Source organism: Ruminococcus flavefaciens 007c (assembly GCF_000571935.1).
Classification (GTDB): domain Bacteria; phylum Bacillota; class Clostridia; order Oscillospirales; family Ruminococcaceae; genus Ruminococcus; species Ruminococcus flavefaciens_F.
In genome coordinates, this window is sequence record NZ_ATAX01000036.1 from 174,487 (window position 1) to 189,254 (window position 14,768).

7 protein-coding genes and 1 tRNA gene are annotated in these 14,768 nt (G+C 47.4%); 5 read left to right on the forward strand and 3 right to left on the reverse strand.

Annotation, left to right across the window (positions count from 1 at the left end; translation table 11 throughout):
• Positions 1–55: 55 nt before the first annotated feature.
• The 5 genes from rpoB (at position 56) to RF007C_RS15515 (ending at position 9,728) form a co-directional block, all read left to right on the forward strand.
• Positions 56–3,970: a DNA-directed RNA polymerase subunit beta gene (gene rpoB, locus RF007C_RS15495; RefSeq protein WP_019680485.1), complete on the forward strand. Its 3,915-nt coding sequence runs from the start codon at positions 56–58 to the stop codon at positions 3,968–3,970.
• A gap of 80 nt (positions 3,971–4,050) precedes the next feature.
• Positions 4,051–7,773: a DNA-directed RNA polymerase subunit beta' gene (gene rpoC, locus RF007C_RS15500; RefSeq protein WP_037301429.1), complete on the forward strand. Its 3,723-nt coding sequence runs from the start codon at positions 4,051–4,053 to the stop codon at positions 7,771–7,773.
• Between the two features lie 138 nt (positions 7,774–7,911).
• Complete coding sequence (locus RF007C_RS15505) at positions 7,912–8,379, forward strand: GNAT family N-acetyltransferase (RefSeq protein WP_037301431.1); 468 nt, start codon at positions 7,912–7,914, stop codon at positions 8,377–8,379.
• Positions 8,380–8,425: 46 nt separating this feature from the next.
• Positions 8,426–9,565 (forward strand): glycoside hydrolase family 10 protein, encoded by a 1,140-nt coding sequence (locus RF007C_RS15510; RefSeq protein ID WP_051456723.1) that lies wholly within the window; start codon positions 8,426–8,428, stop codon positions 9,563–9,565.
• Positions 9,566–9,652: 87 nt separating this feature from the next.
• Positions 9,653–9,728 (forward strand) — tRNA-Ala (locus RF007C_RS15515).
• A gap of 171 nt (positions 9,729–9,899) precedes the next feature.
• On the opposite strand, the gene RF007C_RS15520 is transcribed toward RF007C_RS15515, so the two are convergent.
• The 3 genes from RF007C_RS15520 to RF007C_RS15530 form a co-directional block, all read right to left on the reverse strand.
• A complete protein-coding gene (locus RF007C_RS15520; RefSeq protein WP_051456724.1) occupies positions 9,900–11,138 on the reverse strand; it encodes a tyrosine-type recombinase/integrase in 1,239 nt (412 codons plus the stop codon).
• Between the two features lie 98 nt (positions 11,139–11,236).
• Positions 11,237–11,419: a helix-turn-helix domain-containing protein gene (locus RF007C_RS15525; RefSeq protein ID WP_037301433.1), complete on the reverse strand. Its 183-nt coding sequence runs from the start codon at positions 11,417–11,419 to the stop codon at positions 11,237–11,239.
• Between the two features lie 134 nt (positions 11,420–11,553).
• Positions 11,554–14,580 (reverse strand): helicase HerA domain-containing protein, encoded by a 3,027-nt coding sequence (locus tag RF007C_RS15530; RefSeq protein ID WP_037301434.1) that lies wholly within the window; start codon positions 14,578–14,580, stop codon positions 11,554–11,556.
• Positions 14,581–14,768: the final 188 nt, after the last annotated feature.

Genomic DNA, 14,768 nt, shown 5'->3' on the forward strand with positions numbered 1-14,768 from the left:
CCCGAGACTGTGTGCGCAGGGAACGGCAGCAATAAAATACAAGGAGGTTCCGCCTATGGTGAATGTTACACCTAAGCAGCTGGGAAAGAATGTCAGAATGAGCTTCGGTAAGATTACCGAGCCTCTGGAGATGCCGAACCTTATCGAGGTACAGAAGAACTCGTATAAGTGGTTCAAGGAAGAAGGTCTTCGCGAGGTCTTCCGTGAGATGACTGCGATCACCGACTACAACGGCAATCTCGTCCTCAACTTCAAGGATTACAGGTTTGACGACACTCCCAAATATTCTCTTGCAGAATGTAAATCCAGAGGAGCTACCTATCAGGTCGCTATGAGAGCTACCGCTACCCTTGCAAACAAGGAGACCGGTGCTGTCAGCGAAAGCGAGATCTATATGGGTGACTTCCCCCTTATGACAGACAGCGGTACCTTCGTTATAAACGGTGCCGAGCGTGTTATCGTATCACAGCTCGTCCGTTCACCCGGTGTTTACTATGCCTTCACAAAGGACAAGACAGGTAAGGACCTCTTCAGCTCGCAGATCATCCCTAACCGCGGTGCGTGGCTGGAGTATGAACAGGATTCAAACGACGTTGTTTACGTCCGTATAGATAAAAACAGAAAGATCCCGCTTACTACCTTCATCAGAGCTCTCGGCGAAGAGGGTACAGATGATGAGATCTTTGAGACCTACGGCGATGATGAGCGCCTCAGACAGACTATCCTCCAGAAGGATCAGACAAAGAACCGCTCTGATGCTCTTATCGACGTTTACAAGAAGCTCCGTCCGGGTGAGCCTCCCACGGTGGAGAGCGCAGTAAGCCACCTCAACAACCTCTTCTTTGAGGCAAAGAGATATGACCTCTGCCGCTTCGGACGCTATAAGTACAACAAGAAGCTGGGTATCGCTTCACGTCTTGCAGGAAGGACTCTTGCACAGCCTATCATCAACGAGATGACAGGAGAGATCCTTGCAGACGCAGGCGAGACTCTTACCTACGACAAGGCCTGCGAGATCGAGCAGGCAGGCGTATACAGCGCTTTTGTTACCGTTGAGTCCAAGGAGTACTACACCGACGAGCGCGGTGAGACAAATATCCGCATGGTAGAAAAGACAGTCAAGGTCATCGGTAACGGTATGGTCGATATAAAAGGCTATGTTGATTTTGACGCTGAGAAGTACGGCATCAACGAGAAGGTATCCTTCAATGTCCTTAAGGACATTATCGACAATGCTGCCGATGCAGACGAGCTTGAAGAGACTATAAAGAAGAAGGCAGATGAGCTCTCACCCAAGTATATCACTCTTGATGATATCAGAGCTTCCATCAGCTACTTCCTCAACCTTTGCGAGGGCGTGGGTACGGTAGACGATATCGATCACCTGGGCAACAGACGTATCCGCAGCGTGGGCGAGCTTCTCCAGAACCAGTTCCGTATCGGTTATACAAGAATGGAGCGCGGTATCCGTGAGAGAATGAACCTCCAGACTCAGGACGTGAATACCCTTACTCCCCAGACTCTTATCAATATAAGACCTATTTCTTCGGCTATGAAGGAGTTCTTCTGCTCCTCACCTCTGTCACAGTTCATGGATCAGAACAATCCTCTTGCCGAGCTTACACATAAAAGACGTCTTTCAGCTCTCGGTCCCGGAGGTCTTTCAAGAGACCGTGCAGGATTTGAGGTTCGTGACGTTCACTACAGCCACTACGGAAGAATGTGTCCTATCGAGACTCCTGAAGGTCCTAATATCGGACTTATCTCCTATCTGGCTACATTTGCGAGAATAAATGAGTACGGCTTCATCGAGGCTCCTTACAGAAAGGTAGACAAGGCTACCGGCGTCGTTACAGGCGAGGTAGTATACATGACTGCCGATATGGAGGATAACTTCGTTGTTGCTCAGGCCAACGAGCCCCTCACTGATGAAGGAAAGTTCGCAAGACCACGTGTAAACGCAAGATACCGCGAGCAGATACTTGAAATAGACCGCGAAAAGGTAGACTACATGGATGTATCTCCTAAGATGGTCGTATCCGTCGCTACTTCAATGATCCCATTCCTCGAAAACGATGACGCCAACCGTGCCCTCATGGGCTCTAACATGCAGCGTCAGGCTGTTCCGCTCCTCAAGACCGAGAGACCTTTCGTCGGTACAGGTATGGAGTACAAGGCTGCCGTTGACTCGGGCGTATGCGTTGTTTCCGAATATGACGGCAAGATCACATATGTTGACGCTGACAGGATCAATATGGTCGATACCGACGGTGTTGAGCACAAGTACGATCTCATCAAGTTCAAGAGATCGAACCAGGGTACCTGCGTAAATCAGAGACCTATCGTCACAGCAGGCGAAGAGATCAAGAAGGGACAGGTGCTTGCAGACGGTCCCGCAACTGCCGACGGAGAGATCTCCCTCGGTAAGAACGCTCTCATCGGCTTCATGACATGGGAAGGTTACAACTACGAGGACGCTGTTCTTCTTAACGAGCGCCTTGTAAGAGAAGATGTATTCACTTCTGTTCATATAGAAGAATACGAGATCGAGTGCCGCGATACAAAGCTCGGTCCCGAAGAGATCACAAGAGATATCCCCAATGTCGGTGATGACGCTCTCGCAAATCTCGATGAGAACGGTATCATCCGCATAGGTTCGGAGGTCAACTCCGGCGATATCCTCGTCGGTAAGGTAACACCCAAGGGTGAGACAGAGCTTACCGCAGAGGAAAGACTCCTGCGCGCTATATTCGGCGAAAAGGCAAGAGAAGTCCGCGACAACTCACTGAAGGTACCTCACGGTGAGTCGGGCGTTATCGTTGACGTAAAGGTGTTCACACGCGATAACTGTGATGAGCTCTCAGCAGGCGTAAATATGCGCGTTGTCTGCTATATCGCTCAGAAGCGTAAGATCACTGTCGGCGATAAGATGGCCGGCCGTCACGGTAACAAGGGCGTTGTTTCACGTATACTTCCCGAGGAGGATATGCCGTTCCTTCCTGACGGTACTCCTCTCGACATCGTGCTCAACCCCCTCGGCGTTCCTTCACGAATGAATATCGGACAGGTGCTTGAAGTTCATCTCGGTATGGCTTGTAAGGCTCTGGGCTGGCACATCATGACTCCTGTATTCGACGGCGCACACGAGGACGATATCCGTGAGTGCTTCAAGATGGCAAATGAACACGCTCAGGAGCATAAGAACGATATGTTCGAGCTCAAGGCTATGGATAAGGTCGTTAATCCCAATGCTCTTGAATTTACAGAGGATTGTAAGTTTACTCTCTATGACGGACGTACAGGTGAAAAGTTCGATAACCGCGTAACGGTGGGCTATATGTACTACCTCAAGCTCCACCACCTGGTTGATGATAAGATCCATGCCCGTTCAGTAGGTCCTTACGCTCTCGTTACTCAGCAGCCTCTGGGCGGTAAGGCTCAGTTCGGCGGACAGCGTTTCGGAGAGATGGAAGTTTGGGCTCTCGAGGCTTACGGTGCAGCTTATACCCTTCAGGAGATCCTTACCGTTAAGTCAGACGATACCATCGGACGTGTCAATACCTACGAGGCTATCGTTAAGGGACAGAACGTTCCTACACCGGGTATCCCCGAGTCCTTCAAGGTTCTTATCAAGGAAATGCAGTCACTCTGTCTTGACGTCAAGGTGCTTGACGACAAGCAGGAGGAGATCGACCTTACCCAGAACTTCGACGACGACGATCCGATGCCTTCACATGATTCCTTCGCTGACGAGGATACTGCTGACAGTACAAGCTATTCCGACGGCGATATGGGTGATGCAGGCTTTGGCTTCGAGGACGATGAAGAGGGAGATGACTTCGACAGTGTCGACAAGGACGATGAGTTCAGTCTCGATGAAGGCGAAGATGACGATTTCTTCGGCGATGATGAAGAGGACGGAGATCTCTTCGACAGCTTCGACATCGACGATCCCTCTGACGAGGACTAATATATATTCGAAATACCGGTACGCAGTGTGCAGTCCATCGGGCTGCGCTCTGCGGTAAATGTAAATATGCAGGAGGTAGCATGGAATTTACAACTTTTGAATCAATAAAGATAGGTCTTGCTTCGCCTGAGCAGATCAGAAGCTGGTCACACGGCGCTGTTGAAAGACCTGAGACTATAAATTACAGAACACAGAAGCCCGAGCGCGACGGTCTTTTCTGTGAAAGGATCTTCGGACCTACAAAGGACTGGGAGTGTCACTGCGGAAAGTTCAAGAAGATACGCTTTAAGGGCAAGATCTGTGACCGTTGCGGCGTTGAGGTCACAAGAGCAAGAGTTAGAAGAGAGAGAATGGGCCACATCGAGCTGGCTGCTCCCGTTTCTCATATCTGGTACTTCAAGGGCACACCTTCCAGAATCGGTCAGGTGCTTGAGGTATCACAGAAGAGACTTGAGGAGGTTCTCTACTTCACCAAGTATATCGTAACAGATCCCGGAAATACAGAGCTTCTCAAGAAGCAGCTCCTTTCTGAGAAGGAGTATCTCTCCTACCTCGAAAAGTACGGCGACGACTTCAAGGCAGAGATGGGTGCTGAGGCTATAAGAAAGCTCCTCAACGAATATGATCCCGAAAGATACGATACTCACAAGCAGAGACTCATCGAAATGGGCAAGGTATCACTTGGCGGCAAGAAGATAGAGTGCTTCAACAAGCCTACCGAGTGCGAGTGCGAGGAGTGTCAGAAGTTCAGAGAGCTGGAGGATATCGACTGGAGAAACAACCTGGAGATCGTTGCCGACGACCTCAAGGCTGAGCTGGTAGGTCTTCCCGCAGGCCAAAAGAAGGTAAAGCTCCTGAAGAGACTCCAGATCATCGAGGCATTCCGCCTTTCAGGCAACAAGCCCGAGTGGATGATACTCAGCGTTGTTCCCGTAATCCCACCCGATATCCGTCCTATGATCATGCTGGACGGCGGTCGTTACGCTACATCAGATCTTAACGATCTTTACAGAAGAGTTATCAACAGAAACAACCGTCTCAAGAGAATGTTAGAGCTGGACGCTCCCGACATCATCGTAAGAAACGAGAAGCGTATGCTTCAGGAAGCTGTTGACGCTCTCATAGACAACGGCAGACACGGCAGACCTGTTACAGGTCCCAGCAACCGTGCCCTCAAGTCTCTTTCCGATATGCTCAAGGGTAAGCAGGGACGTTTCCGTCAGAACCTTCTCGGTAAGCGTGTTGACTACTCCGGACGTTCGGTTATCGTCGTTGGTCCTGAGTTGAAGATGTACCAGTGCGGTCTTCCTAAGGAAATGGCGCTGGAGCTCTTCAAGCCCTTCGTACTGAAGAGACTCGTTGACAAGAAGGCAATCGCAAATATCAAGAGCGCAAGAAAGCTCATCGACCGTGCAGACAATAAGGTCTGGGACGCACTTGAGGACGTTATCAAGGATCATCCCGTAATGCTCAACCGTGCTCCTACGCTCCACAGACTTGGTATCCAGGCATTCGAGCCTATCCTCGTTGAAGGTCGTGCTATCAAGCTCCACCCGCTGGTATGTTCAGCGTTCAACGCTGACTTCGACGGTGACCAGATGGCCGTACATCTTCCTCTTTCGGCTGAGGCTCAGGCTGAGGCACGTTTCCTCATGCTCGCTGCCAATAACCTCCTCAAGCCTTCAGACGGTAAGCCTGTTGCCGTTCCTTCACAGGATATGGTACTCGGTTCTTACTACCTGACTATGGATAAGCCCGGTGAACCCGGCGAGGGCAAGGTATTCCGCGATGTAAACGAGGCACTCATGGCTTACAATGAGCATGATGTTTCGCTCCACGCCAATATCAAGGTAAAGATCACCAAGGACATCGGCGACAAGAAGGTATCAAAGATAATCGACGCTACAGTCGGCAGACTTATCTTCAATGAGAATATCCCTCAGAATCTGGGATACGTTGACAGAACCAACTCCGACAAGCAGTTCGACCTTGAGGTCGCTTTCCTCGTAGGCAAGAAGCAGCTCTCAGACATCATCGAGCGCTGCATAAAGATACATGGTACAACAACTACCTCTGAGGTCCTTGACCGTATCAAGGCTCTCGGCTATAAATACTCCACAAGAGCAGCTCTTACAGTTGCTGTCTGCGACGCTACTATCCCGCCCCAGAAGAAGACTATCCTTGCTGAGGCTGACAAGGAAGTTGCTGAGATCACAGCAGAGTATGAGTACGGCTATATCTCCGAGCAGGAGAAGTCCAAGAAGATCATCGCTCTCTGGACTGATACCAACGATCAGGTTACAGCAGCTCTGAAGGCAAACTTCGACCGCTACAATCCTATCTGGATGATGGCTGACTCCGGTGCCCGTGGTTCTATCTCACAGATCCGTCAGCTGGCAGGTATGCGTGGACTTATCGCCAATACCTCCGGTGCCGTAATCGAGATCCCGATCAGAGCTAACTACCGTGAAGGTCTTAACATCCTGGAGTACTTCATCGCATCACGTGGTGCGAGAAAGGGACTTGCCGATACGGCTCTCCGTACCGCTGACTCGGGTTATCTTACCCGTCGTCTCGTTGACGTTTCTCAGGACGTTATCATCCGTGAGGACGACTGTGGTACAACAGAGGGTATCGAGGTATTCGAGATCAAGAACGGCAATGAGATCGTTGAGCCCTTCGAGGAGCGTCTTGTGGGCAGATTCCTCGCTGAGGATCTCCGCGACGAGTCGGGTGAGCTCATAGTATCACGCAATAAGCTCATAAATGACGCTGACGCCAAGAAGATAATCGACGCAGGCGTTGAGAGAATAAAGATCCGTTCCGTACTTACCTGTAAGTCAAGAACGGACGTATGCGCTAAGTGCTACGGCGCAAACCTTGCATTCAACAATATCGTTTCAGTCGGTGAAGCTGTCGGCGTTATCGCTGCTCAGTCTATCGGTGAGCCCGGTACACAGCTTACCATGAGAACCTTCCATACCGGTGGTGTTGCTTCTGCCGACGCTGAAGATATCACACAGGGTCTTCCCCGTGTTGAGGAACTCTTCGAGAGCAGACGTCCCAAGGGTGCTGCTATCCTTTCAAGGATCACAGGTAAGATCCACATCGAAGAGGTAAAGACTACAAGAAATATCATCGTTTCCAACGATGAGACAGGCGAGTCAGAAAACTATATGATCCCTTACAACTTCAAGATAAGAGTTCAGGAGGGTGAGGAGATCGAAAAGGGTACCCGTCTTACAGAAGGTAACATCTATCCTGCCGATATACTCAATATCCTCGGTATCCAGGCCGTTCAGAACTACATTATCAATGAAGTCCAGAAGGTTTACCGCTTACAGGGTGTTGATATCAACGATAAGCACATCGAAGTTATCGTTCGTCAGATGCTCCGCAAGGTCAAGGTAGAGGAGTCAGGAAGCAGCTATCTGCTGCCCGGCACCCTTGTTGACTGCAAGAAGATCGACGAGATCAACGAAGAACTCCAGAAGCGTATCGACGCAGGCGAGTACGATGTTCAGCTCGTACAGACCACACCTGTTCTTCAGGGTATCACAAAGGCTTCCTCCAATTCTGACAGCTTCATGTCTGCGGCTTCCTTCCAGGAGACTACAAAGGCTCTTACTGACGCTGCTATCAGCGGAAAGAGCGACCACCTCCTCGGACTTAAAGAAAACGTTATCATCGGTAAGCTCATACCCGCAGGTACAGGTATGGAGTGTTACAGAAACGTTGAGGTCGTTAAGAACGAAGGCTACGGCGAGCATAACACAACTGCTCCCATTGCTAATCAGATATAATTTTAAAGCTCCCGAGGAGTATTCTTCGGGAGCTTTCTTTATCATGCAGGGGCGGATATTATCCGTCCGATAATCATTTGTTTTTGGGACGCCGAGGACGTCGTCTCCTACAGAAATTATTTTACAGGAGGAGATATTATGAATATTACGCTGAAACGTGTTGATATGAATGAGTGTAAAAAGCTCTGGAAAATGCAGGTGGAAGCCTTCTCCGAGCTTCTTGAGAAGTATGGCGATTACGATATAAGCCCCGCCAACGAGCCTGTGAGCAGAGTGCGGGAGCGGCTTGAACAGCCATTTACTTATTACTACTTTATCATGTGGGGCGATACTGCTGTGGGAGCTGTTCGCGTTGTGGACATGAAGGATGGCAGTCGGAAGCGTATCTCGCCCATATTCATCATGAAGGAGCATCGCGGAAAGGGCTTCGCACAGGCGGCTATGAGAGCTGCCGAGGAGCTTCACGGCAGTGATAACTGGTGCCTTGATACCATTTTGCAGGAAAAGGGAAACTGTTATCTGTATGAGAAAATGGGCTACCGCAGAACAGGCAGTACGCAGGTGATAAACGATAAAATGACTATCGTTTTCTATGAGAAAAAGTGAGAATATCATATACCTCAGCTGCATATAATGCAGTGAGGTGAGATGTATGAAAAAGATGATCGCAGCCGCCTGTGCGGCTGCTTTTTTTGCCTGTGCAAGCTGTTCGGCGCTGAATATCCCCGAAAGCAGCTTTGTGCCGATGCAGAGTGAGTCAGCTGTTCCCGAGAACGAGAAGAGATATGTTCCCGTAAATTACCGGGAGCAGGTGGGGATGTGGCTGCCTTATGTGAAGTTCCCTGAATATATGCAGGGGAAAAGCGATGAGGACTTCCGCAGAGGCATGGAGCAGTTTTTTGAGGATGCTGCGGCTGAAAATGTTAATACTGTATACTTCCATGTGCATCCAATGGGCGACGCATATTACAGATCAGAGCTCTATCCCAAGGGAGTTTATCTCGACGGTAACTACGATCCGCTGGAGATAGTGCTCAATGAGGCTCACAAGCGCGGTATCTCCGTACACGCATGGATTAATCCGCTGAGATTGCAGACTGAGGAGCAGATGAGGAAGGTTCCCGATAACTTCATAATAAAGAAGTGGATAAATGCGGGAAAGCCCTTTGTCAAAAACGTAAACGGACGCTGGTATCTCGATCCTGCATACAGCGAGACTGCGGAGCTGCTTGCGGAGACTGTGAACGAGATCATCGGTAATTATAATGTGGATGGAATACATATTGACGATTACTTCTATCCTTCCGCTGATCCTGATTTTGACAGCGACGCCTTCACGGAAAGCGGCGGGAACGATCTTGCCGAATGGCGCATAGCCAATGTGAACCGTTTTGTGAAAAAGATCTACGATACAGTTAAGCTGTGGGACAAAAAGCTGATGTTCGGAATAAGTCCTCAGGGGAATATAAACTCGGACTATGATACTCAGTATGCAGATGTCAGGCGCTGGGGCGGGGAACAGGGATTCTGCGATTATATAGTTCCGCAGATATACTTCGGCTTTGAGAATGAAACAAGTCCGTTCCTGCCCGTCCTTGCTCAGTGGGAGGAGCTGGTGGGGAACAGCGGAGTTGCACTTATTATCGGGCTTGCGGCCTATAAGCTGGGCAGAGAGGATAAGTGGGCAGGTGAAGCTGCTGAGCTTGAATGGATAAACGATCCTGATATTATATCAAGGCAGATCAGTGCCGTAAAGGGTTCCTCGGCAGACGGTTATGCCCTCTATACCTGACAGCCTGCACTTTTTTGCTGCTTTTTTGCAAAATATTGATAATATACTTGACAACAGATCAGTGATATGATATAATACTATCTGTTCGGGGCATTAGCGCAGCTGGGAGCGCATCACACTGGCAGTGTGGGGGTCAGGGGTTCGAATCCCCTATGCTCCACCAGTTTTAAGGCTCGGAAATGACCGTATATAGTCATTTCCGAGCTTCGTTTTTTCTGAAAATGTACTTAACCACTTATCAACCACTTGTTTTTCAATTTAACCATTTTGGTGCAGTCCGCAGAGCATTTTCCCTGCGGATCTATTTTTAGTCAATTGTCGGTCCTATGCTTTCTTACTCGTCCTCATCTTCGTCTGAGCTTGTTGCTTCAGCTGCTGTGCTTTTGTTTTCTTCTGTTGCAGCTTCGTTTGTGAAGCGCAGGGCGTTTGTTATCGCCTCGCAGTTACGAGCTCTCGCTTCCTGAAACATATGAGAATACAGGTTCAATGTCGTTCCTACGACGCTGTGTCCCATATCTGCGGATACCGCCACTACGTCCATTCCCTCATAGATAAGCAGGCTTGCGTGCAAGTGACGCAGAGTGTGAAGTCCGCGGAATGGGATATCTATTCGGTCGCAATAATCTCTCAGCCACTTGTAAGGCGTTTGCGGATGCATCGGAGCTCCGTTCCATTTGGTGAACAACCTGTCGTGATCCTCCCACTTGCTACCAAGTCTCTCCGCTTCTTTTGACTGCTCCTGCTGAAAAGATTTCAGCAGTTCCATTACCGTCTCTGGGAATTTGGAAATACGCTGAGACTTTTTTGTCTTGGTAGTATCGGTATAGATTCCCTTTTCAGCGGTGTATTGCGAGGTGCGCCTGATTTTAATGGTGTTGTAGTCGAAGTCAATATCCTTCCATTCCAGCCCAAGCATTTCGCTTCTCCGGAATCCACTGTAGATCGCAAGCGTAAGATACATCTGATAGTTTAAAGGCTCATTGGATAGATTGCTGAACAGCTTTTTCACCTCGTCCAGCGTATATATCTCCTTTTCAGTTCCTTCAGTTTTCGGAACTACTACGCGCCTGCAAGGATTGTCTGACAGCATACCCATTCTGACTGCGTAGCTGAACACATCACTTATGAAGTTCAGGTGATGAACGGCAGTTTTCCTTGAAAGGGGCTTGCCATTGTTCAGATTCTTCTCGTCAACAAGCAGACCAATGATGAATTTCTGTATGTCGCGCGATGTTATCTTATCCAACCTCTTGTGACCGAGCGCAGGATATATACGCTTTGTGACTTGTATCATCTTTGAATATGATGTGGCTCTCAGGTTGACCTTTGCGTATTCCTCAAGCCATTGCTCGGCGAACGTTTCAAACTTGATTGCCGATGTTATCTGTCCTCTCTTGCATTCTTCCTCGAACAGTATCGCCTGCCTGTTGACCTCCTTCTCTATCTGCTTGGGAGTCATACCGGGTTCTGGATAGTAGCTTTTGTATTGATTGTGCTGCCTTCCGTCAACACCGTAGCCGCAGGATACTTTTATCTCATAAGAACCATTTTTTCGTTTTCTGAAAGTTGCCATATATCAAACCTCCGTTCAATAATACGGCGCGTTTCAACCAAGACCATTCTACCACACCCCGGTGGAAAAGCCCGGCAGAAACGCGCCTTTCGCTTAATTTACGCAGTTTCACCGCGCAGGTATCTTAGGAATGTTTCCTTGTTTATGAGATATTTCTTGCCTGCCATGATGTGCGGAACCTGATCGTTTATACACATCTGACGTACCCTGTATTCGGTCAGCCCTTCAACTAAAGCCGCCGCTTCCTTGATAGTCAGCATAATAATTTTGTTTTCAGCCATAATAATCACTCTCCTTTTATTGGCTCTGTCGTATTACTTATGTAATCTATTATTCCTGTTCTACTTTGGCTTGACCTATAAGAAATCTAATAGTATTATTGTGTGTGGCGCGCCCTCAACGGGCGCCACCACTATTAATAACAACCATAAATTTCATGAAACTTTTGGTACAACGGAGTCTCGACGAAGTTGACAACTCTTCCTTTCATGGTCAGAGCCTCATTCTCACCGGTCTCCTTGTTATATCCGTCGAATTCAAGGAGTGTGTCGCCAGCCTTGAACTTGTTGAAGCCAGCGTCAACGGCGTTGCTGTAGCCCAGTTTCTGTGCCACTCTGTCCTCGGATTTGCCGGGGCGGCAAAAGCTCTTAATGTTAGACTGCTTCATTACGTCGAGATGTGAGCTTCCCTGATTATAATAATCTTGGGTTGCCCCGATTAGAGCGGTATGGAACTTGCGCCCCTGTTTTACTATCGTCTGAAGCGGTGAGCCTGTGCTGAAGTCTTGGTCAATAAGCTCATCGATTGCGATCGATAAGAATCCCGAGTCGTGTGTCATCTGCCAGTTAAAGAGGCTTCCAACCAGCATATCCAAAAGCTGGTGGTTAGAGTCACCAACCTCGTTTCCGAGGTTTATGACGATAATCTTTTTGTTCTTTACAAACAAATCATCCCAGGTCTGCTCCTCAAATCCGACTTCCTTGATATCATCAAGTACGGACTGAACGCAGTCAACAATCTCTGCACCCCAACCTTCAACTTCCTCTAATTTAGAGCAGAGGTCATTCAGAGATATCGAGTATTCCTTATTATTGAGATATTCCGAAAGGAATCCTTTCAGCTTTCGCGAGGTACTCTTGTCGATAGCGCCAGTAGCAGCACGCAGAACACTATGAATAGACCTCTTCTTATCTGGAAGAGTCTCACAGCCTCTCAATGAGCCGAGATCAACAGGTACTGGATCCTTTCCAGCACCGACGTAGATAAACCTAAAGAGCTTCTCCACTACTTCAGTCGGGAGCATTTTCAGGAGCTTTTCCTTTGTGTAACTACCACTGACATCGAATACCACAGCAGTATGACCGAGCATAAACAGCATACATATTAACTGAGCGATAGCCCATGATTTACCTGATCCGGTTTTGCCTGTGCCGAAGTAGCTGTTCGACTCCTCAGCTTCATAACGAAGCTTTTTACCAGCGAATCTACCGTCTACCGTCTTTATCAGTGGCAAGATTCCTTCTTTCTGTAACTCGTCATAAGTGAAGAGATTTGCCTCTTTATCCAACAACTCGAATTTTAGCTTGTTCTCCTGCGTAAGCAGTTTGTAGCTTATTGCGTGTACATATAAAGGATAAGGTGTGCCGTCAGAAGTGATAGCTGCTATGCGAACACTTTTCTCGTTCTTTGCATTATGTGGGAGATACCCTCCGCTGTAAAGAGCAGCAGTCAGGCTATCTGTATCAACGATAGAGGTCATTTCATCCTTAGCAATATCAAAGCTGTCTGCTGTTTCTATATAGATACGGCGTTCGGCCTTGTCAACAATAATGGCATGGCTTCCTTTGTCAAACAGAGTTACCTCATCCTTCGGTATAAGGTGGAAATAGCCGTCAGCAATTTTCTGATTGAGAATTTTGCCGTACTCTGAGCATATTGTATCGTACAAAGGTTGCCGATCCTGCTCCTGTGAGCCAAGCCAATCAACAATATATTTCTCGATATCCAGGCAAAAGAGCGGAGAGTACCATTCGTTGTACATCCGCAGTGCAGCCATGAGCATGATGTAGGTAAAATACTTTGAGCGTGGTAAAGCGCATGGCATTTTATGCATAATCTCGTTGATATGATTATTGAAAACTTTTAAAAAAGCACCTTTTTTTTTACAACCATCTTCGATTCGTGTAATGACGTTTGCATCTAAACGGCGAAGCGCATTTTTGAATGTTTCAGGCGAGTAATTGGTACTTACATTGTCAAATTCAAGGACACAGCATACTTCCTTGGGGATGTATAAGTCGGCAAATTTGGATATAAGAGCTGAGATGTGATGTACGCCATTGCCATTATTCTTAGCTCTGGTAGCATCATTAATCATCAGATCGAAGCCTTTTTCTCCTTTTTTCAACTGATCCGCAGCGAACACGTCGATTGCAACAACCAGACCATCGTTGACATTTTCCAGTTCAAACTTCAAAGATTTGATGTTTGGTCCTATCGGCGGTGCCTCAAGAGAAGCGTAACTAGTGTTTCTCAGCAGAGCGATTGACAGAGCCACGGGAACTTCGGTCGATGGCTTAACAATCAATATGTTGTCCGAATAAACGTCCTTCTTAGCAAAGAAGGCTGAGAGCCAACTTGCAAGTCGGTACAAAAGTAATATTTGCAACTCTCGTTTATTTTTGAATAGTGGAATGAGTATCTTTGACAAATCATCGTTTAAATCGGAACAAGAGTAAGGGTGCTGTCGGCTTAACAGTCCTTTATTCAGATACGGTTTGATTTCATCTCGTAGTAAATGCGGCGGCGAAAACAAGTAATTATTATTACCAAAATAATTAAAGCCTTGCTTTGGCCCGATGTATTCACATATGTCTGACGAAGGATTAGCCGTAAATTTGTTTATTATAAAGCATAAAATTTTTCCGATATCATTCTTATTATTCGCCGTTTGCCCGATAAGCTGAGGAAAGTGTTGCGTTACTTTTTCGGGCGTAACATTCTCAAATGGAATTGCCGATGTGGTAGCAATAATATTCCCGACACCTGGATAGAATCCAATTACGATATAAGCGTATCTGCCAAAGCTAAAATTATAAATTTTAACCCAGTTTGTTTTCATTCCTATCAGGAAGGATATTCCGATTAATTTCCCTTTCCGGATTTTCACTTTGAACCAACGTGACTCATTTTTATCACTAAAATAGAAATCCTGGGTCAGTTTTGAGATAAATTCTGGATTGTTAATAAGCTCCCATATACTCTCAAACGTTCCAGACATCCTGTTTAGATTTCCATCGTAGATGGTTAGTGTTAGTCCTAATCTTTTTTGAACGCCAATCAATTCTTTTGCCGTTTCCACAGCAAGCTCGTGTTCGGAGATAGGCTGTAGCACCTGTCCTTGATTTTGAGGTTGGTTTGATGTTGGTCTTCTTGTATTCACAATATCAGCTCCTTAAAATTATTTGAGCAGTGTAGAATGCGGTGCAAATTGAATTTTGGTCGCTGAAAATCATCAAAAGCCCCATTTTAATATTTCTTTGAACCCAAAATTTCGTCATTACCGCATTCAATGAAGCTCGGCATATTTTTTGCGAAACAACTATTGTCCGTTGCAAAATCATATGATAT

Coding starts and splice junctions, on each gene's coding strand:
- rpoB (WP_019680485.1), top strand. CDS start 56: ATGGTGAATGTTACACCTAAGCAGCTGGGAAAGAATGTCAGAATGAGC.
- RF007C_RS15520 (WP_051456724.1), bottom strand. CDS start 11,138: ATGGCAACTTTCAGAAAACGAAAAAATGGTTCTTATGAGATAAAAGTA.
- RF007C_RS15525 (WP_037301433.1), bottom strand. CDS start 11,419: ATGGCTGAAAACAAAATTATTATGCTGACTATCAAGGAAGCGGCGGCT.
- rpoC (WP_037301429.1), top strand. CDS start 4,051: ATGGAATTTACAACTTTTGAATCAATAAAGATAGGTCTTGCTTCGCCT.
- RF007C_RS15510 (WP_051456723.1), top strand. CDS start 8,426: ATGAAAAAGATGATCGCAGCCGCCTGTGCGGCTGCTTTTTTTGCCTGT.
- RF007C_RS15505 (WP_037301431.1), top strand. CDS start 7,912: ATGAATATTACGCTGAAACGTGTTGATATGAATGAGTGTAAAAAGCTC.